This is a genomic window from Streptomyces sp. NPDC026515 (assembly GCF_055567595.1).
Map to the genome: position 1 here is coordinate 417,363 of NZ_JBVHQD010000003.1, position 19,299 is coordinate 436,661.

General features: G+C 71.1%; 16 protein-coding genes. 9 read left to right on the forward strand and 7 right to left on the reverse strand.

Going from position 1 to position 19,299, the window contains the following annotated elements; translation table 11 throughout:
• The first annotated feature begins 15 nt into the window (after positions 1-15).
• From ACZ4O3_RS07955 to ACZ4O3_RS07985, 7 genes are all read left to right on the forward strand, one after another.
• The gene (locus ACZ4O3_RS07955; protein ID WP_362715108.1) at positions 16-705 is read left to right on the forward strand and encodes a dienelactone hydrolase family protein; all 690 of its coding nucleotides are present in this window, start codon (positions 16-18) and stop codon (positions 703-705) included.
• Entirely contained in the window at positions 702-1,661 is a 960-nt protein-coding gene (locus ACZ4O3_RS07960; protein ID WP_467721600.1) for a PDR/VanB family oxidoreductase, read from the forward strand. Before ACZ4O3_RS07955 ends, ACZ4O3_RS07960 begins: the two co-directional genes overlap by 4 nt.
• Before the next feature lie 54 nt (positions 1,662-1,715).
• Positions 1,716-2,840: a muconate/chloromuconate family cycloisomerase gene (locus ACZ4O3_RS07965; protein ID WP_384990090.1), complete on the forward strand. Its 1,125-nt coding sequence runs from the start codon at positions 1,716-1,718 to the stop codon at positions 2,838-2,840.
• 322 nt (positions 2,841-3,162) lie between these two features.
• Positions 3,163-4,035 (forward strand): ABC transporter substrate-binding protein, encoded by an 873-nt coding sequence (locus ACZ4O3_RS07970; protein ID WP_467721670.1) that lies wholly within the window; start codon positions 3,163-3,165, stop codon positions 4,033-4,035.
• 88 nt (positions 4,036-4,123) lie between these two features.
• Positions 4,124-4,420 carry a muconolactone Delta-isomerase family protein gene (locus ACZ4O3_RS07975; RefSeq protein ID WP_362715096.1) on the forward strand — a complete coding sequence of 99 codons (297 nt, stop codon included), beginning with the start codon at positions 4,124-4,126 and terminating at the stop codon, positions 4,418-4,420.
• A gap of 904 nt (positions 4,421-5,324) precedes the next feature.
• Positions 5,325-6,041, forward strand: coding sequence for a hypothetical protein (locus ACZ4O3_RS07980; RefSeq protein ID WP_467721601.1), 717 nt, complete (start codon positions 5,325-5,327; stop codon positions 6,039-6,041).
• Positions 6,017-6,580: a hypothetical protein gene (locus ACZ4O3_RS07985; protein ID WP_467721602.1), complete on the forward strand. Its 564-nt coding sequence runs from the start codon at positions 6,017-6,019 to the stop codon at positions 6,578-6,580. The genes ACZ4O3_RS07980 and ACZ4O3_RS07985 overlap by 25 nt, the downstream gene beginning before the upstream one ends.
• A 412-nt stretch (positions 6,581-6,992) precedes the next feature.
• Here the strand turns inward: ACZ4O3_RS07985 and ACZ4O3_RS07990 are convergent, their stop codons facing one another.
• From ACZ4O3_RS07990 to ACZ4O3_RS08010, 5 genes are all read right to left on the reverse strand, one after another.
• Entirely contained in the window at positions 6,993-7,994 is a 1,002-nt protein-coding gene (locus ACZ4O3_RS07990; protein ID WP_362715082.1) for a helix-turn-helix domain-containing protein, read from the reverse strand.
• Positions 7,995-8,084: 90 nt separating this feature from the next.
• Entirely contained in the window at positions 8,085-11,915 is a 3,831-nt protein-coding gene (locus ACZ4O3_RS07995; RefSeq protein ID WP_467721603.1) for a S8 family peptidase, read from the reverse strand.
• Positions 11,916-12,210: 295 nt separating this feature from the next.
• Entirely contained in the window at positions 12,211-13,731 is a 1,521-nt protein-coding gene (locus tag ACZ4O3_RS08000) for a hypothetical protein (protein ID WP_467721604.1), read from the reverse strand.
• A gap of 609 nt (positions 13,732-14,340) precedes the next feature.
• Entirely contained in the window at positions 14,341-15,006 is a 666-nt protein-coding gene (phoU, locus tag ACZ4O3_RS08005; RefSeq protein ID WP_362729712.1) for a phosphate signaling complex protein PhoU, read from the reverse strand.
• 592 nt (positions 15,007-15,598) lie between these two features.
• On the reverse strand, positions 15,599-16,012 hold the full coding sequence (locus ACZ4O3_RS08010) for a winged helix-turn-helix transcriptional regulator (protein ID WP_362715533.1): 414 nt from the start codon (positions 16,010-16,012) through the stop codon (positions 15,599-15,601).
• A 100-nt stretch (positions 16,013-16,112) separates the two neighbouring features.
• On the opposite strand from ACZ4O3_RS08010, the gene ACZ4O3_RS08015 reads away from it, so the two are divergent.
• Together ACZ4O3_RS08015 and ACZ4O3_RS08020 are read left to right on the forward strand one after the other, a co-directional pair.
• Positions 16,113-16,964, forward strand: a complete 852-nt coding sequence (locus ACZ4O3_RS08015) for an alpha/beta fold hydrolase (RefSeq protein ID WP_467721605.1) — start codon at positions 16,113-16,115, stop codon at positions 16,962-16,964.
• Positions 16,965-17,491: 527 nt separating this feature from the next.
• Complete coding sequence (locus ACZ4O3_RS08020) at positions 17,492-18,391, forward strand: DMT family transporter (RefSeq protein WP_467721606.1); 900 nt, start codon at positions 17,492-17,494, stop codon at positions 18,389-18,391.
• Between the two features lie 183 nt (positions 18,392-18,574).
• On the opposite strand, the gene ACZ4O3_RS08025 is transcribed toward ACZ4O3_RS08020, so the two are convergent.
• Entirely contained in the window at positions 18,575-18,958 is a 384-nt protein-coding gene (locus ACZ4O3_RS08025; protein ID WP_362715542.1) for a fic family toxin-antitoxin system, toxin component, read from the reverse strand.
• Positions 18,955-19,257 carry a type II toxin -antitoxin system TacA 1-like antitoxin gene (locus ACZ4O3_RS08030; protein WP_362715545.1) on the reverse strand — a complete coding sequence of 101 codons (303 nt, stop codon included), beginning with the start codon at positions 19,255-19,257 and terminating at the stop codon, positions 18,955-18,957. Before ACZ4O3_RS08030 ends, ACZ4O3_RS08025 begins: the two co-directional genes overlap by 4 nt.
• Positions 19,258-19,299: the final 42 nt, after the last annotated feature.

Consider the following 19,299-nt stretch of genomic DNA (forward strand, 5'->3'; position numbering starts at 1 on the left):
CCGGTTCCGTACCTGGTGTTCGAACCCGACACCGTCCGTGCGGGAGGTGTCGAGGCGCCTCAGATCGTCATCGCGTCCGACATCTTCGGGGTCAACCCGTTCTACCGGTACCTGGCCGGCCTGCTCGCGGAGCACGGCTACCGGACGGTAGTCCCGGACCTGTTCCACCGGGTCGGCGAGGCCGGGGACTCAAGCCGGGAAGCCGCGTTCGCGCGGCGTGCCCTGCTCGACGACGTCCAGGCCGTCGGCGACCTCGGCAAGGTCATCGACGAGATCGGTGGGGGGACGGGACGCTTCGGCATGCTGGGGTTCTGCCTGGGCGGTACGTTCGCCCTGCTGGCGGCGTCGAGCCGGCCGAACCAGGCGACCGTGACCTACTACGCGTTCCCGAGGGGCGTGGCAGGGGCGAAGGTCCCGACGGACCAGCCGATCGCGGTCGCCGCCCGGATCCCCGGTCCGGTGCTCGCCTTCTGGGGCCGGCAGGACTACATCGACCCGGACGAGGTGGACCTGCTGGAGGCGGCACTGGAGCGGGCACCCGGCGAGCACGAGGTCGTCTGGTACGAGCGCGCCGGGCACAGCTTCCTCGCCGGGTTGTCCGAGAAGGGACACGAGTCGGCGGAAGCCGCCGCCGACTCGTGGCACCGCACGCTGCACTTCTTCCACGGGCACCTCGGCGGTTCGCCGGCGGCGGGAGAGTCATGAGGGGCGGGAACACGACACGCCGGGTGAGGGTCGAGGGGCGAAGGCAGGTCGTAGACGACGTCGTCGAGATCCGGCTGGCCGATGCCGCGGGCGAACCGCTCCCGGCGTGGGAGCCGGGAGCGCACATCGCCCTCGGTCTGCCGGCCGGCCTGACCCGGCAGTACTCACTGTGCGGCCCCGACCGGGAGGACGGCAGCTGGATCATCGCCGTCCACAGGTCGCCGACGTCGCGCGGCGGCAGTACGTACGTCCACGACGAGCTGGACGTGGGGTCCGTCATCCCGGTGGAAGGTCCCTACAACAACTTCCCGCTGGTGCGGGCGGACCGGTATCTCTTCCTCGCCGGAGGTATCGGGATCACCCCGATCCTCAGCATGCTGCGGCAGGTGCGGGCCGCCGGCGTCCCGGATTTCGAGTTCGTCTACTGCGGCCGCCGTCGCTCGCTGATGGCCTACCACGACGAGATCGTCTCCTGGGCGGACAGCAGGGTCACCATCCATGCCGATGACGAGCAGGAGGGCCTCGTGAACCTGCAGGCGCTCCTCGACGGACACAGGGGCTGGACCGTGTACTGCTGCGGGCCGGAGGCAATGACCCGGGCCGTGGAGGATCTGGCACTGGATCCGTCGGCGGTCAGAGTCGAGCGCTTCCAGCCGTCGTCGCGGGCGCCCGCCCCGAACGACACCGGCTTCGACGTGGTCATATCCGATTCGGGACACCGGGTGCGGGTCGGCCCGGACCAGTCGATTCTCGAAGCTCTCGAAAGCGAGGGCTACGACCTGGACTTCGACTGCCGCGACGGCATCTGCGGCACGTGCGAGACCAAGGTGGTCAAGGGACTGCCCGACCACCGCGACGACGTGCTGGGCGAAGCGGAGCGCGCCGGGAACACGGTGCTGATGATCTGCGTGTCCAGGGCACTGAGCGAGGAGCTCGTCCTGGAACTGCCCGAGTGACGAGACGACCCCCTGATCGGCCTGCACCAGGCTTCGTCCAAGAAAGGAACATCCGTGAGCACGCTACGGATCGGCAAGCTGCGGACCACGATCGTCGACGTGCCGACGTCCCGGCCGCATCGGTTCGCCAACCACGAGATCCGCCACCAGAGTTACCTGCTGGTGGAGGTGCACACCGATGCCGGTGTCATCGGCATCGGTGAAGGGGTGTCGCCGGGCGGTCCGTGGTGGAGCGGCGAGAGCATCGAGGGACAGCAGCAGCTCATCGAGCTCTACCTGGCCCCGGTACTGGAGGGCATGGACTGCCTGGCGCTCCCGCTGATCCGCGCCGCGATGGACAGGGCGAGCCACGGCAACGAATTCGCCAAGGCCGCCGTGGAGATGGCAGTCCTGGACGCCACCGGTCGGGCCCTCGAAGTGCCTGTCCACCGCCTGCTCGGTGGTGCCGCGCGCCCGCGGCTGCCCGTGCGCTGGGCACTCAGCGGCAGCGGAGAGCAAGAAGTCGTCGACGAGGCCGTCGAGCGTCTCGGACAGGGGCACCCCGCGCTGAAACTGAAGCTCGGCGCGCTGCCGCCCGCCGAGGATCTCAAGCGGGCCGGCCGGCTCATCACCAAAATCGGCGCCGACTGCGACTACCTCGTCGATCCGAACGGAAGCTGGGACTACCGCACGGCGGTGACCTGCGTGACAGAGCTGGAAGCGATGGGCGTGAGCGTGGTCGAACAGCCGGTCGGCCGCCGGGACCTCGCGGGGATGGCGGCGCTGGTCGAGCGGTCGACGACCCTGCGCATCATGGCAGACGAAAGCATCTGCCGGCCCGGTGACGCGATGTCCGCCGTCACCGCGAGGGCGTGCGATTCGGTGTCCGTCAAGATCGGGAAGGCCGGTGGGCTGCGGGCGGCGGTGGAGGTGGCGACGATCGCCAACCACGGCGGTCTGCGGTGCTACGGCGGCACCGCCATCGAGACCTCGATCGGTACCGCGGCCGCCGCGCACGTGTTCGCCTCGGTGCCGGAACTCGAGATGGGGTGTGAGCTCATCGGGCCGTTGCTGCTGCAGGACGACCTCACCGTGACCCCCGTCCGCTACGACGACGGTCACCTCGTCGTGCCCGAAGGCCCAGGGCTCGGCGTGGACATCGACCGGGACCGGGTCGACAGATACAGGCGGCCACGGTAGCCAGACCGTGACCGCGGGCCGGCGTCCCGATGCCGCGCCACATAAGGGCTGACAGGCGGCGACCGTCCTTCCGCAGGACCGAACTCCACGACCGCACCCGGGTCCGTGCCCGAGTCCCAGCCGTTCCAAGCGCCGCACACATACGAGCAGTGCCCCCGCCGGCGAGCACGCGGCGGTATCCCTCGCGCGCCCCGAAGTCGCGGGCCCTGCGTCCGCGGGTCCGCGTCCCCTCCCGCCGGCCGACGGCCGGACAGGCGCCCGCGTCACCGGAACACACCCTCACTGCAACACACCATCACCGTAAAGGAAGAACGCCGTGCACATGATCGATCTCGCGTACGTCGGGCGGGGCCCCCACGAGGAACTGGTGACCTACATCGCCGACCAACAGGGCTTCTACGCCGACGAGGGCGTGCACGTCGCCCTCCGCGACGGCTGTACCTGGGACTCGGAGCAACTGCGCCGCGTCGCCGTCATCGGGCTCGGCCGGACGGTTCTGTCCAGGCTGAACGAAGGCATCCCGTGGGTCGCGCTCCATGTCAACACCGCCCGCCCGCTGTTCTGGTTCCTCGCCCGTCCCGGCCTGACCTCCCTGGCCGACCTGGCCGGCCGGCGGCTGGCGGTGACTCCGCCGCACACCGGCCCCGGGGTCTTCACCCGGATCGTGCTCCGCCAGGCCGGCATCGACGTCGACCGTGACGTCCAGACGATCGTCCGCTGGCCCGGCGACTACGCCATGGACCTGCGCCGGCTGCGGGAGGGCGACATCGACGCCGCCATGGTCGGCGACACCATGGCACCGGAAGCACTGGCCGTCGAGTACGGCTGGGAGGTGCTGGCCTTCGTCGGCGACCACTTCCGGATCCCCACCGTGGGCGTGGCCGTCGACCCCACCTACATCGACCCGGACGGTCCCGCGGTCCAAGCCGTCGTACGAGCCCACCGGCGTGCCCTGGAGGTGATCCAGAAGGATCCCGAGACCACGGTGCGCTATCTGCAGACATTCCTCGGCCGGCACACCGCGGACGAGGTCCGAGCACACTACGAGAAGTTCATCGCCCCGCATTTCAGCACCGACGGCCACACCGATCTAGCCACCGCCGAAGCCGGGCTCACCGCGGTCGCCGCCGAACTCGGAGTCCCCGCCACCTTCACCGCGGCCGAGTTCTACCGCACGGCCACCACCGCACCGTAGAGCCCCCCGCGGACGGCCGCGAAGACCCGCCTCTCCCGCGGAGACAAACGCCGGAACACGAAGCCACGAACCAAGAGAGGAAGAGACCATGAAGGAGTTTCTGGTCGAGCTGACCGCCCGTGTGCCCGAGGGCACCGACCCGGCGGAGGTCGACCGGCGCCGTGCCGCCGAGGCCGTGCGGGCCAGGGAACTCGCCGCCGAAGGCCATCTGTTCAGGCTGTGGCGGCCGGTCGGCGAGTTTCGCGTCATCGGCGTGTGGCGCGCCGACGACGAGACGCAGTTGCGCGAGGGAGTCCTCGCAAGCCTGCCGATGTGGCCGTGGGCGACCGCGGCGATCACCCCGCTGCAGACGCACCCCAACGACCCCGGCCCGGCAGTCAGCTGATGTCCGCGAGGTGTCATGCGGAGGGTGGCGGGTCGTTCACGTGAGACTCGCCCCGCCCCGCCACCTCCACTGCCGGTGGCCCGCATCGACGGTGTTCTGGGCGCCGTGACGGTGAGCGCGGGCCACCGTGGCGTCACGGGCCACTCGGCACCCTCCGGCTGTGGCAGGAGCCGATGTCCAGCCGGGAGACATCACCCGCGGTGACCGGTCGGGCCACCAGGACGTCGCCGACGACGCCGAACTCTTCCCGGCGATGACCACCGTGGCCAGTTCGTACGAACCCGTGAAGCCCTTCGACGTGGCGAAAACCCGTAGATGGCCGGCCTCACGGCACCCGCGGTCCGGCTCGGCCTGCACCTCTTCGAGGAACTCGACCTGGCCCGGTCCTTGGCGGTGGGCCGGCGCACCGGGACGGTCCTCGGTCGCATGGAGAAGCCGAGCCCACGTCGCCCTGGTGGGCGACAGACCCCAGGCACGGGTTCGAGCCGCCTCCGTCGCCGGTGTACCGCGTCCTCCCGGAGATCTGCGGCTCCCGGCCGCGACCAGAACGGGGGAGGGGGCCGGGCGCAGGCAGTCGCAGCCGCGCTCGCGACTCTCCCGACGGAACGGAACACAGTGGCCCGACTCGGTTGGTGTGTCGGAGACACCCCGGACGGTGAGCTGGACGCGCTCGAGTCGGCCGTCCAGAGAGCCCCGTGGTCGTGTTGATCGAGGGTGAGGCGGGTATCGGCAAGACCCGGCTGCTGCGTGAGGTCCTGGCCTCCCAGGAGGAGCGGGGCGGCAGGCTCTGGTCGGTGCCTGTCCGGAGCTGAGGGTTCCGTACACCCTCGGAGCGGTGGTGGACGCGGTACGCGACGGTGCTGACAACGTTGCCGGTCTCGGGCTGAGCGGAGTGGGAGGTGCGTTGCGGCCCCTGTTCCCGGAGTGGGCCGACGACCTGCCTCCGGCACCCGAGGCCCTGGAGGACGTCCACTGGGCCGATGAGGCGACGCTTGAGTTCCTGCTGTTCCTCGTCTCCCGCCGGCCGCAGCCGGTGAGTATCGTGCTGACCTTCCGGCGGGACGAAGTGCCCTCGGCCTCGCTGCTGTTGCGGCTGTCCTCGCGGCTGCCGTCCGACGCCCACCTGGTCAGACTGACACCGCGGTCGCTGGATGTGGCGCAGACGGCCTCGTTCGTCTCGTCGATGCTGGCCGGGGAACACGTGTCGAACGAGTTCGCGGCGTTCCTGCATGCGCGCACGGAGGGCGTGCCGCTGGCGGTGGAGGAATCGGTGCGGCTGATGCACGACCGTGCCGATCTGGTCCGCCGGGACGGCGGTTGGGCGCGGCGTCGGCCGGAGCGCATCGAGGTTCCGCCCACGATCCGCGACGCCGTGCTCGAACGCGTGCAGCGGCTTGGCCCCGACACCCGCACCGTTCTCTACGCGGCCGCGGTGCTCTCCGGCCCGGCGGACTGCACGACGCTGCTCGCGGTCACAGGTCTGCCCGAGGAGCGCTTCGCGGCACAGGCGGCCGAGGCGCTCGGCAGCGGCCTGCTGCGCGAGACCGAATCGATGAACATCCCGGTGCCATCGGCACGGCGCCGCAGGGGGCCCTCATGCTGCTCGCAGCCGCGGCGGTGATGGTGCTCTCCGGCTGCAAGGGCGGCGACCTCGTCTCGTACGACCTCCCGGCGAAGTCCGCCCGGTACACGTTCGAGACGAACACCGACGGAGTCAAGACCGTGTGGCACTACACCTCAGCCACGGCGGCCAAGGACGACGCACCGACGCGGAGCCCGTGCATCGGCGAGCTGGTCGGCGGCAACCGGGCGGCATGCCGCCCGGAACCTCTGGTCTTCCTGCGCTACGACCTCGGCCTGGCCCTCGACAACACCGCCAAGGCCGGGGAGAACCACCAGGTGACCATCGTCGGCTGCTACCAGCAACGCCTCACCGACCTGTCCGAGGTGACGTTCCTGAAGGCGGAGACCACCATCGACGGCGGCAGCACCTGGCACCCGGCGACGACCAGGGCGTCGGGTAAGAACACGTTCACCACGACGATCAAAGACCCCCGGCGGGACCAGGCTGCCAAGGGCGTCGGACTGAGGATCAGCGCGAGCGACAGCCAGGGCGACACCGTCACACAGACCATTCCCACGGCGTACACGCTGCGCTGACGGCATCCGTCAGCGTGACCCGAAACGGCGGGGGCGGGATCGAATCCGCCCCCGCTCGCGCCTCTTGCCATAGGGGACCTGCAGGGTGCTCTGCGCCAGTAACGGTGTTTGGTGACCGGTCCTGCCGACTTGTTGCGCGGGGTGGTGCAACCGCTGGCTGGGCCGGGCGGTTCAATGTGGAGATGAACGATTCCCCGTGGGGTCGTCTCTCGGTCTCGGACAGCGGGAAGTGGACCGCCTGCCAGCCGCCGGTCGCAACGTGCAGGCCCTCGCGGTGACACGCGATGGCGCCGATGGGCCGGCGCCGGGGCAGCACGAGTGCGTGGACGTCGCATGCCGCCGCGGTTACAAGGGCCCGTCCAGGAGCGACTGTTCCGTGGCCACGGACCCTTGGAGGCGCCGCGGCGGCTGTTCAGAGCCAGCCGCGGCGGGCCGCCTGCCAGGCGAGCTGCATACGGGTCGTGGCACCGGCGAGGGTCATCATCCTTTGGATGTGGCGCTGGATGGTGCGCCGGCTGAGCCCCATCTGACTGGCTATGGCCTTGTCCGTGATGCCCGCCACCAGCAGGGAGAGGATGCGGCGGTCGGTGCCGGAGAGCGGTTCGGCCGCCTGCACGGCGGCGATGTCGGGGATGGTGCCCGCGGTGCTGAGGTCGAGGGGGACCGCGGTCTCCCAGTAGCGCTCGAAGAGCGAAGTGAGCGCCTCCAGGAGACTGCTCTCGCGGACCAGGGCCGCGGTGGGTTCACCGGGGGAGCCCTGCGGGCCGCCGGGCACCAGCGGGCAGATGGCGACGGACCTGTCGGCGACGGCCAGCCGCAGCGGCAGATGGGGCACGCTGCGGGCGATCTCCCCGGCCTGCACCCCCTCGATCACGTTGTCCACGGCGTGATCGTCGTCGAAGAACGCCTGCTCGTACAGGACGCGGTAGCGCACCCCGCGGGCGAGGGCGTCGTACTCCGCGCGGTTGCTGCCCGACGGCATGGCGACGTACTGGGCCTTGCAGAACCAGAGCATCTCGTGCCCGGCGTTGTCCTGCATCTGCCGGAGGTGCTGCCGCAGCGACTCGGCGCCCGTGATCACCTCGATCAGCTGGCCGGCGTCCTGGCGGCGCCGGGCGCCCCGGTACAGGTCCAGCAGATCGGTGACCGTGCTGCGGGCCTTGTCGAGTTCGTCGGTGCGCCGTTGCAGCCGGGGCAGCAGCGCCACGTCCGGGGGTACGGCGGAGTACTGGGGTGGCACATGGTCGGTGGGGCTGGCGAGTCCCTTGCCGGTGAGGGCCGTCAGCACCGCCTCCAGCGTGCCCTGCGGCAGTTCGCTCTGTTCCGCCAGTTGGCGCGCCGAGGCCGTGACCGCTCCGACCAGGAGGCGGTACACGGTCTCTTCGACGGCCGTCAGCCCTGCCGCCTCCAGCATCGGCGATCCCTCTCTGCCCCTCGCGGGGCTGCGGCCGCCGGTGCCGTGCGCACCGGCGGCCGCAGCTTCCCGTTCTGCTGCCTCACCAGGTCACTGCCGCGCGGCGGAGCCCCGGTGGAGGAAGGCGCGGTCGATCGTCTGCCGGACGCTGTGCCCGGCGTCGTCCGCCGCTGTGATCCGCAGTGTGACACAGGAGTTGCCGCGGACCCGAGACGGCCGTTCGACGGCCGCGGTGAAATGTCCGGCCTTTCCACGGGGTGCGGAGGTCTGTGCCGTCACCCAGGTCTTGCCGTCGTCGTAGGACGTCTCCACCTTGAGCCTCGTGCCGTGCGGGGCGGGCAGGCCGTCGGGCATGCGGACGTCGAATCCCAGCGTGTACGTACGCTGCGGGCCCACGGCGTTCTCGGCGTCGACGGGAACCGAGTAGTCCACCTGGAGCAGGGGAAGCAGCGTGGGGCTCGTGGTGGTGTCCGAACCGAAGGACCAGGAGGTCTCGGTGCGGGTGCCGAAGCGCCAGTCGTCCGAGTCGCGTCCCGTCGTCAGGTCCAGCCGGTAGCCGCCCCGACCCGCCGGAACCTCGAAGGCGCCCCACGCTCCGGTGTCGGAATGGGCGACGCGCTGTCCGTCGCGGTACAGGTCGGCGACCGCGGTGTCGCCCGTACCGGACGCACGGGTGCCGATGCCGCCGAGACTGTCGCTCTCCGCGAAGGACCAGTGGCCGGCGGCGTCGGTGAAGTCCGGGACGTACAGGGAGAGGGTGTTGCCGTACCTGGTGGAGGCGGGCCAGCCGGCCACGCCGTGCGGGACGGACGGGCGGACCGGGGCGGTGAACCATCGCTCCGTGGCCTGCTGTCCGGCCCGGTAGGTGTGGGTCGCGTCCCGCATGCCGACCTGGAGCGGGAAGTCCTGGTCCAGGATGGTGTCGTGATGGACGACGTGGTTCCAGAGGGTGTCGCCGGCGGTCACGTACTCCACGCGCTCCCGGCCCACGGGCACGTTGCGCGTGTACTGGTTCCACGCGGTGTCCTGGTAGGGCCGCCAGGCGAAACGCTGCTCACTGGCCCAGTCGGAGGCGCCGGTGCGGGCGTAGGTGGCGTGGACGACCGCACTCCCGTGTCCGGAGACGGTGTGCACGAGGTGCTGCGGGACGCGCTGACGGGACACCTGCATGACGTCATAGAGGTAGGGGCTGCGCACCGTGCCGGTGAACCGGACCTGGGTGGCGGCCCGCCCGCTCCGCTTCAGGATCGCGGTGCCGTCCGCGTGGCCCGCGCGCATGACGGGCAGGGCGAGGCGTGTTCCGTCCGGGCTCCAGCGGGTCCACGGGTAGAAACCCTCCGGCATGACGAGCATCAGAGCCCTGGCGCCGGCGTCGGCGGCGGCCCGCGCGAGGGCGGTGTCGTCACCGAAGTCGTAGCGGATCACGGCCAGTCTGCCGCGTACATGGGCGGCCTTGAGGTCGGCGGCGGTGCCCGTCCCGGCGTCCACGGCGGTCAGTCGGACGCCCTTGTCGTCGAACACCGGTGACGTCGGCAGGTAGTAGGGGGCGAAGGACCGCGAACTTCCCTGGGTCCTGGCGGTCAGTTGAGGAGCCGTCAGCTGCCAGCGGGAGGCGAACTCGAAGGTGCCGTCCGTGACCTGCGCGGTGGGGCTGACGTAGATCCGCTTGGCGATGTCGAAGTACATGACGCCCTGGATCAGGCCGTTCCCGTCGATCTGGCGGTACGTCTGATAGCTGAGGGCGCCGTGCTGTTCTGACGGGCGCGGGGTACGGATCTTCACTTCCGTCACCTTCGAGGCGTCGAGGGTGACGGTCGAGTCCTTGGTGACCCGCACCTGCGGGTTGATCACCTCGCGGAGTTCCTGGCCGTCGGCCGCGTTGTCCAGGGTGCCGAAGCTGACCTGGTAGGTGCCCTCTTCGACATCGGCGACCGCCGGGTCCAGGCTGGAGTACTGGGCGAAGCCGTCGGCTCCCCAGATCGTCGGGGCGGCCTGCGGTATCACCTTGCCGTCGCGGTCCTTGGCGATCACGGTGAGCCGGTGCAGAGGCGCGTGCACGACGAGGGACAGCGTGGTGTGGGCGAGCGCGGTGCCGTCCGGTCCGGTCGCGGTGGCGTAGCCGTAGTAGGCGCCGCGCGCGGCATGCGCGCCGTCCGCGCGGACCGGGACGTCCGCCGACGCCCCGGGGGCGAGACGGACGGTGCCGGAGTCCAGGGTGATCACGCCGTCGGCCAGGGCGACACCGTTGTCGCGGGTGAGTGAGGCCGACAGCCTGAGGTCGAGCGGGTGGTCGCTCTCGTTGGTGTAGTGCAGCGTCGCTACCTGCCGCGGTCCGCCCGCGTCGGCGGTCTGGAGCGCGGGCAGGGTGACGGAGCCGGTGGCCGTCAGGGCCCCCATGGCCGCGCCGATGTCGATGCGCCCGCCGCCCTGTTCGGTCACCTTGGTACCGGAGACGAGGTGGGCGGTGCTGATGAGCGCGTCCTTGAGCTGCGGCCCGCTCCACTCGGGGTGCCGCTGGGCGAGGAGGGCGGCGGCCCCGGCGACGTGCGGTGTGGCCATCGACGTACCGGACGCGGCGGTGTAGTAGGTGTCCACCGGGGTGCCCATGGCCGTCCCCGAGGCGCGGGCGGCGACGATTCCGACACCGGGCGCGGTCACGTCGGGCTTCACGGCCTTGTCGCCCGGACGCGGGCCGCGGCTGGAGAAGGGCGCCAGGGAATCGTCCCGGTCCACGGCACCGACGGTGAGGGCGGCGTCCGCCGCACCTGGCGCGCCGATGGTCGAAGCGCCCTGTTCTCCGGCGTTGCCCGCGGCGACGACGAACAGTGTCCGCCCGGAGGCGGACAGGGTGTCGACGGCCTGGCTCATGGGATCGGTGCCGTCCGAGGGCGCGTCCGAACCCAGGCTCATGTTGACGACCTTGGCGTGCTCCGCGGTCGCCCACTCCATGCCGTCGATGACCTGCGACTCGGAGCCGTACCCGTCGTCGCCCAGCACCTTGCCGATCAACAGGTCCGCCCGCGGCGCGACCCCGCGACGGGTCCCGGAGGACGCCGCTCCACTGCCGCCGACGATCGACGCGACGTGCGTGCCGTGCCCGAAGTGGTCGGTCACGCTGCCGCTGTCCGAGAAGTCCCTGGACTCGGCGATCCGGCCCGCCAGGTCCGGGTGGCCGGCGTCCACACCGGTGTCCAGGACGGCCACCTTGACGCCCTGCCCCTCGAAACCGGCCTTCCAGGCGGCGGGCGCGCCGATCTGGGCCGTGCTGCGGTCCAGCGCCGGTGCCACTCTGCCGTCGAGCCACACCCGGGGGGTCTGCGCGATCCGGGCGGTGCCCGCGGGACGCAGAGTCTTCCAGAACGCACCGAGGTCGTCGTCGTCCACCCGCAGGGACGTTGCGCCGATGCTCTGCAGCCGGCGCTCGGGCACGGACGCCGTGTTGAACGCGGAGAGCCGGTCCGCGGTCGTCGCCACGGCCTTGCGGCTCGCCCCCGTCCCGGCCGTCGCACCGCCCGGCTCGGAGGAGATGATCAGCGGGAGCGCCGAGGTGCCGGCCTCGTCGTAACCCTGGGCGATGAGGCCGGTGACGTCGAACAGACGCCGGTCCAGGGTTCCGGCGGCCACCAACTCCGCCGCGTCGGAGGGGAGTACGGTCATCGTGCCGTCGTCCTGCTCGTACGTGCGGAAGACGATGTCCCGGCGGCCCGGACCAGGCACCACCGAGGCGGTGCGCCGCCCGTCGCTGCCGGGGGTCACCGTCACCCGGTCACCGGTCACCAGCCGTACGGTGGACGGCGACCGGCCGGCGCCCTTCGTCTCGGGAGTGCCGGGGGAGGACGCCCGCGTGGAGGCGGACGACAGGCCTCCCGTGGTCAGTACCAGTGCTGTTGATATCGCCGCCGTCAGACGGATCCATGCCATCAGTCACACACCTTTCGTGCAACGCGTGATCACGCGCTGTTCGAAAGAATCTGCTGAGCGGATCGCCATGTCACGGGCCCACGATGTCGCGACTGCGACATGTCACAACTGCGCCACCCGGCCGGGGCCGGAGGCCGGTGGCCGCGGTCGCCGCTGTGAGGGGCCGGCGTCCGGCGGCGCCCGCGAAGCCGGCCCGGGGCGGGATGGACCCGGGGATCGCGGGGCCGACGGCGAAAGCGGTGCGCGAGGTGACGGACTCGCTCATCGACCGTCCTGCCGGGCCCGGACGGCGGAGTCATCGGCCGCCCTGCGGCCCCCGCCTTCGCGCCGCCAGGAACACCAGCGCGCCGCCGGCCATCAGCAGGGCGGCGGTGCCTGCCCGCAGCAGGACTCCGTCCGCGCCCGTGGCGGCGAGCCCGCCGCCGGTCGTCGTCCCGCTCACGGTTCCCGGCCCGGAGCCGGACGGGCTCGCGGTGGCCGTCGCCGACGGCGACGGGGAGGCGCCGGGTGAGGGGCTGGCCGTCGCCGATCCGGTGGCCTTCACCGTGATCGCCGCCGTGTCGTTCACCCGGTCGTCGTCACGATTGGGGTACTTGGGGTTCTCCACCGCACGCACGCTGCCCCGGGCGCCGGGGACGACCCGGTCGATCCGCACCGTGAACCGTTGCGTCACGGAGTCGCCCGGCCGGAAGTCCGTGCTGCCGATGTCGCAGGTGTAGCTCTTCGCACCGGCCTTGCCCGGTGTGCAGTTCCACAGCGGCCCGGGGTCGCCCTGCTCGCCGGGGCCGGGGGCGCCGGTGATGGTGGTGCCGGCAGGCGGGGTCACCACGAAGGTGCCGGAGGTGCCGGCGTCCGCCCACTGGAAGTCCATCCGGCCCGGCCCGTTGTTCCGCACGCCCACGGTGATGCTCACCGTCTCTCCGGCCTTGCCCTCGACCGTGTCACCGAGCGCCTGGTAGTCGGCGTGCTGGGTGGTGGCGAAGGTGCCGTACCCGGAGCCGGTGAACGCGGAGCCGGAGGCGACGGACCTCAGACCGAGCGGCATGCCGGTGCCGGTCCCGGGGAAGTCGGACGGGTCGAAGGAGTCGGGCGCGGTGCCGCCGACCGGCCACACGACGTAGGTGTTGTAGCCGTACAGTGTGTCCTCGGAGGCGGTGTAGCGCAGCGGCGCGCGCGTCTCATAGGCCGCGCCGGGCGCGACCGGGGTGTCGAACCGGCACCAGGCGCCGACGTCGGGCCGGTCCGAATAGTGACAGTTGGAGTGGTCACGGGCGAGAGAGACGCCTTCTGAGTCCTGCACCAGCAGCATGACGCCCTTGTCGGCGGGGGCCGTGCCGGTGTTGGCGAAGGCCGGGGTGCGCTCGAAGACGGCGCCGGGCGTGATGCCCTTCAGCGTCGGGTAGGGCCGGCGGACGAGCTTCGGCCCGCCGACCAGGACGTCCGTCTCTCCCGTTACCGTGGCGGCGTCGGAGGCGGTGGCGGTGTAGCTGATGGCACCGGTGTCGCCCGCCTTGGCGGCCGCGGTGGGCTTCAGGAAGAACGGGTCGATCGACTCCCTGCCCGACAGCGGGCCCACGTCGCACCGCACTTTCAAGGTGCCGGTGCTCACGCAGTCCCCCGTGACCACCATCGTCGCCTTCCCGGCGAGGGACGACGCGTCGACCGCGACCGAGACGTCATGGGCGTCCCCGGCCGAGGCGGTGACGCCGAGGTCCAGGTTCGGGCCCTCGCCCTCGGTGGGGAGGTAGTAGTTCTCCTGGGCGTCCAGGACGAGCGTCGTTCCGGCGGCGTGCGCGGCCGGGGTCGCGAACGCCATAGCGGCGGTCGCGAAAGCGGCGGCCGCGGCTGTCCGCCATGTTCTGCGTATCGTCAGCACACTACGTGGACACGCCCGGACATCGGAAGGTTGCGCCCGAGTGTCCGTCAGCTGACGGGCGGGTGCCGCTCCGAGAACCTCTCCAGTGACAGCCGACGGCCAGGAGTCCACCGGGCATCGGCACGGACCAGCCCGGGACCGGGATCCCGATCGGTCGGAGGCCGCGTTTCCGCAGGGCACCGAATGCCGTCGGTAGCCGTCTCGCCCCTGTTGCCGCTCGCGGTCCGCAGGCCGACCGGTCCGACGTGGGCTGCCACCGTCACCACCGGGTGCAGGGGGAGTCCGTGCTCCCTTCCGGCAGCCGCTGGCGGCCGGCGACGGAGAGCGGACGGCGGGGGAGAGCCGGCCGGGGTGCCGATGAGGTACGGGGTGCTCGGAGGGTGAGCCGCTACGGGTTCGGCAGAGGGCCGCTGATCCTTGGAAAGACGCGTCCATGCCTGCCCGGTCGATTCGAATCGCGGCGCGCTGCGGTCCCAGTCCTGACCGACGTACGCCATCCTTGTCCCGCGCTCTGTCCACATCCTGTCGGCGCCCGGGCCGTCGGGCGGGTCACGGGGTCGTGGCGGCTGCGGTGTCGGTGTGTTCGCCGGTGACGAGGTAGACCATGCGGCGGGCGATGGAGACGGCGTGGTCGGCGAAGCGTTCGTAGTAGCGGCCGAGGAGCGTGACGTCGACCGCGGTCTCCACCCCGTGGTGCCAGCGGTCGTCCATGAGGTGCTGGAAGATTCCGCGGTGGAGTTCGTCTATGCGGTCGTCGTCCTGTTCCATCTGTGCGGCCGCGTCCACGTCGCGGGTGACCAGGACGTCGGCGGCCTGTGCCATCAGGCGCTGGGCGAGATGACTCATCTCCAGGAGGGTGCGGCGCAGATCCTGCGGGACGGCCTGTTGGGGATAGCGGCGCCGGGCGACCTTGGCGACGTGCTGGGCCAGGGCCGAACAGCGTTCCAGGTCCGCGCTCATGCGCAGTGAGGTGACCACGATCCGCAGATCGGTCGCGACGGGCTGCTGGCGTGCCAGGACCGTGATGGCCCGGTCTTCCAGCTCTCGTTGGAGGTCCTCGACACGGCCGTGCGTGCCGAGCACGCTCTCGGCGAGGTCGATGTCCGCGTCCAGCAGGGCGCTGGTGGCCCGTCCCATGGCTGAACCGACGAGGTTCGCGATGCCGACCAGGCCCTCACTGATCGAATCCAGTTCCGCGTGGTACGCGTCCCGCATGCCGGCCCTCACTCTCCAGTTGTCCATCGTTTTGCACCCGCAAGGCTCCCACACTTACGCACACCCGGATCCGAGCCCTCCGACCGCATGGTGCAGGACACCCACCGGCGTGCCGGTCCGCAACCGGACGCCCGGCCGGAAAGGCGGCGTACGCTCCGTCAGCCGAGGATGTCCGGAACGTGATGTGCCCACGGTGTCCTCCACGCCGCCGGCTCGGGGGTATGGGCGCCGTGGCCAGGGAGAGGCGCGGCACGTGCTCTTACTGGTCCCCCGCCCGGCCGCGGCCATGGCTTCCCGCAGCCCTGTTCCCCGCATCCGCGGCATGATCCGGTGGGCGTCGGCGGTCCGCCGCGGGGCAACCGTACCTGTCGTCGCCATCAACAAGTGGCTGTGACCGGCGCATTCGATCCGGTCCTAGGCCGTCCTAGCGCCAGAATTATGAGTGTTCCGATCCCCACCATGCACCGAATCGCCAGCAGGATCTCAGGCGCGGGCCGTCCGCGTTTGAGCCCGACTCGATCCGCACACCGCGGGCTGCACTCGGCGGATGAACATCAGGCAGCCGGCAGCGGCCGGCAAGTGACCCGAGGCCCTAGTCGGGGGCTGACCCGTCGGCGAGTCGGTTGCTGCGGTCGATCTCCGGCATGTGCGTCTCGGCCCAGACCCGCAGGGCGGAGAGCGGGACTTCCAGGGACAGGCCGAGCTCGGTGAGCCGGTAGTGGACGGCGGGCGGCACGGTGGGTTCCACGCGGCGCGCGACCAGGCCGTCGCGGACCAGGCTCTGCAGGGTGACGGACAGCATCTTCTGTGAGATGCCCGGGACACGGCGGCGCAGTTCCGCGAAACGGAGCTCGCCCGGAGCCACCTCGGCCAGCACCTTGACCGCCATCGACGTCCACTTGGTGCCGATACGGTCGAGCAGCTGACGGGTCGGGCAACGCGGATCCAGCAGGTCACCTCGCTCACCGATCCGCCGGCCGGGTTCGCCGGGCTTCGATGTGGTCACCCGGGGCTCACCACCTGAAGGGAAAGTGCCGTCTTGGACGGGTCAGGTTAGTTCCCTAGCGTGACCTTGTCACCATTTCTCACCACCCTGGAGTCCCTTCATGCCCGAGCTGCGACGTGTCCTCGCCAACGGTGTCGAACTGAACGTCGCCCTCTGCGGATCGGGCCCTGCCGTCCTGCTGCTGCACGGCTTCCCGCACACCTGGGAGCTGTGGACGGACGTGATGGCCGACCTGTCCGGCCGCTACCGCGTGATCGCGCCGGACCTGCGCGGGTTCGGCGCGAGCAGTCGGACCGCCTCCGGGCACGACGCGGGCACCCTGGCCGAGGACGCGGCGGCGCTTCTCACCGCGCTCGGTGTGTCCTCGGCGGCGGTGGTGGGCATCGACGCCGGCACCGCGCCGGCCTTCCTCCTCGCCGTGCGGCGCCCTGGTCTCGTCCGGCGCCTGGTCGTCATGGAGTCCCTGCTGGGCAGGCTGCCCGGCGCCGACGACTTCCTCGCCGACGGGCCGCCGTGGTGGTTCGGCTTCCATTCCGCCGCTCCCAGCCTCGCCGAGACCGTGCTGGAGGGCCACGAGGCCGCCTACGTCGACTGGTTTCTGAGCGCCGGCACGCTCGGCGACGGGGTGCGCCCCGCCCTCCGGGACGCCTTCGTCCGCGCGTACACCGGCCGCCAGGCATTGAGCTGCGCGTTCTCGTACTACCGGGCCCTGCCCGAGAGCGCGGTACAGATCGAGCAGGCGGTCGCCACTGCACGCCTGACGGTGCCCACGATGGCGCTGGGCGCCCGGCCCGTCGGTGCTGCGCTGGAACGCCAGCTCCGCCCGGTCACCGACGAGCTCACCGGGCATGTCATCGAAGACTGCGGCCACATCATCCCGCTGCACCGTCCGCGCGCCCTGCTCACGCTGCTGCGTCCGTTCCTGGCCGGTGAGGACGCGACAGCAGCGTGACCGGGGCGGGGCTCGTCGCCTCGACCCGGCCTCGGCCTGCACCGGGCAACGGGACCGACGCCCACCTCTGGCCCGAGTCGGACCGGCCGGCCGCGGCAGCCCGGACGGCAGTGATCGCGGACGGAGCCCGCCTGGGCACCGGACTGATCGTCCCGCACCGCAAGAGACCCGGACGACCACTCCTGCGCGGACCGGAGGAGGACGACGCCGAGCCAGGCGCGTCCACGCCCGTGCCGAGCGTCTTCGTCAGCGATCTCGCGGGTTCGGGGTAGGAATGGTCGACGACCACGGGATCGAGCGAGGAGTCGAGCGTTCGACTTCGCAGGAGTCCCGTCTCCTTCACGACCTCCCATGTCTGCTGTACTTGACTAGACTCTGTGCAGAATTCCCCGTTCGCATTGGTGAACTTGCCGGAGTCGCCCTGTTGCGGTGCGTCACCGGAACCGGGGCCGATCCACGTTCCCACGACGAGTCGAAACTGACCCGCCCGAAAGCACGGAAGCGATGCGGTCGACATGATTTTCGCGATGGCATTTGCCGTGCTCGCCGCCGGCAGCAACGCCTGGGGCACGGTCCTGCAACGGCGCGCCGCAACCGCTACGCCCGAGGCGCATTCCCCCTTCGCACTGGCCCTGGCCCTGGTGCGCAATCCCGTCTGGCTCGGGGGCATCCTCGGAGTCGTCGGCTCGGCGCTGTTCCAGGCGCTCGCGCTCAATTTCGGCAGCCTTGCCGCCGTCCAGCCGATCTTCATCCTCGAGCTGCCGCTCGCGCTGGTCTTCGGCAGCCTTGTCTTCCACGTCCAGGTCTCCCGGAAGGCATGGGGATGCGTCGTCGCCATCTTCGCGGGCTTGGCGATCAGTCTCTTCTCCGCCGCGCCCACCGGCGGCCGAGAGCAGGTCCCCGGCATGTGGTGGATCCCGACGGTCGTCGCCGTCGGCGTGGTGGAGACCGTCCTCATCACCGTCGGCCTGCGCCGCCCGCACGGCCTGGCCCGCGCCGCCTGTCTGGCCGCGGGGGCCGCCGTCGGCAACGCCCTCACGGCGGCGTTCGTGAAGTCCGCGACGCACATCCTGTCCCGGCAGGGAACCGTCGCCTTCCTCCTCGCATGGCAGACCTACGCCTTCGCGGTCGTCGGCTCGCTCTCCATCGTTCTGCTCGGCTACGCCATGCAAGGCGGCCCCCTCATCGCCTCCCAGCCCGCGCTCACCCTCGGGGACGCGGTGGTCAGCTTCTGCCTCGGCGTCACCCTCTTCGCGGAGTCACCCCGGCAGGGCATGTGGCTCATGCCCGCCTTCCTGGGGGTCGCCATGCTCTCGTACGGCGTCTTCGTGCTCTCCCGTACCCGCTGCCTGGCGAAGTGCGTCGACCGGGACGAGAGGGGAGAGGCGGACCAGCCGCAGCATCGGACCGCGACGACGGTCCTGTAGCCGTCGGGCGGACCGGCCGGGCATCGCCACGGCGCGTATCGCGTCGCGCACGCGGACTGCGCATTCGTCGGCCTCGGTGGCCTGCACCACTAGGCCGACCGCGATCTGCCTGCGGCGGGCGAAGTCCTCGCTGACGTCGTCCGGGTGCCAGGGCGTGGCGATTGCCGTCACCGGTGGCAGCGGTCAGATGACGGCCCAGTCGCGCAGCTGGCGAGCGATCCGGGCGACGCCGAGTGCTCCGGAGGCGGCGTCTCGTACCAGTGCGACCGCGGCTTTGGGCAGGTAGTCGAGCTCGCGCGCGTTGAGGATCAGATAGGCCTCGGTCGCATGCCAGGCGAAGGCGTCGTTGGAGTGTTCCAGACACGGCAGCCTGGCCAGGGTCTGCAGCAGCGCGGCGGCCCTGAGATACAGAGAGCCGTAGACGTCTTGCTCCATCGCCCGGGCATTGACGCGGGCGACGGCCGCGTACAGCGGTCCGAGGTCGTCGGCCTGCGGATCACCGTCCAGGAGTTCCGCGGCGTGCAGCAGGAACGTGATGTCAAGCGGGTGGGGCTCCGGCTGGGTCACGCGGCGTGGCCTCGCTCCTGGGACTGCTCGATGTCCCGACGCGCTTCCTGCTCGGCCGTCCGCTGCTCGGCAGTCGGGTCCAGAATGCCGGGCTCAGCGCTGAAGGCCGCTCCGCTGCGGGCCATGGACGCCCGGAAACCATCCAGGAACCTCCGCTCCACTGCCGTCGCGCGATCGTAGGCCGCCGAGAGGATGTACTCCTGCATGCTCACCCCTGCCTGCTTGGCCGCTGCCGCGATGGCGGCCCGCTGCGCAGGGTCGGGGAAGCGCAGGTTCATCGCTGTTTTGCCATCAGACATGGCATTGATGGTACCAGCGGTACCATGCGCGGACCTCGGGAT

Bases quoted from the DNA above. Each gene is read 5' to 3' on its own strand.
- ACZ4O3_RS07960 (WP_467721600.1), top strand. From the start codon at position 702: ATGAGGGGCGGGAACACGACACGCCGGGTGAGGGTCGAGGGGCGAAGG.
- ACZ4O3_RS07970 (WP_467721670.1), top strand. From the start codon at position 3,163: ATGATCGATCTCGCGTACGTCGGGCGGGGCCCCCACGAGGAACTGGTG.
- ACZ4O3_RS07975 (WP_362715096.1), top strand. From the start codon at position 4,124: ATGAAGGAGTTTCTGGTCGAGCTGACCGCCCGTGTGCCCGAGGGCACC.
- ACZ4O3_RS07985 (WP_467721602.1), top strand. From the start codon at position 6,017: ATGCTGCTCGCAGCCGCGGCGGTGATGGTGCTCTCCGGCTGCAAGGGC.
- ACZ4O3_RS07990 (WP_362715082.1), bottom strand. From the start codon at position 7,994: ATGCTGGAGGCGGCAGGGCTGACGGCCGTCGAAGAGACCGTGTACCGC.
- ACZ4O3_RS07995 (WP_467721603.1), bottom strand. From the start codon at position 11,915: ATGGCATGGATCCGTCTGACGGCGGCGATATCAACAGCACTGGTACTG.
- ACZ4O3_RS08000 (WP_467721604.1), bottom strand. From the start codon at position 13,731: ATGGCGTTCGCGACCCCGGCCGCGCACGCCGCCGGAACGACGCTCGTC.
- phoU (WP_362729712.1), bottom strand. From the start codon at position 15,006: ATGCGGGACGCGTACCACGCGGAACTGGATTCGATCAGTGAGGGCCTG.
- ACZ4O3_RS08015 (WP_467721605.1), top strand. From the start codon at position 16,113: ATGCCCGAGCTGCGACGTGTCCTCGCCAACGGTGTCGAACTGAACGTC.
- ACZ4O3_RS08020 (WP_467721606.1), top strand. From the start codon at position 17,492: ATGGCATTTGCCGTGCTCGCCGCCGGCAGCAACGCCTGGGGCACGGTC.
- ACZ4O3_RS08030 (WP_362715545.1), bottom strand. From the start codon at position 19,257: ATGTCTGATGGCAAAACAGCGATGAACCTGCGCTTCCCCGACCCTGCG.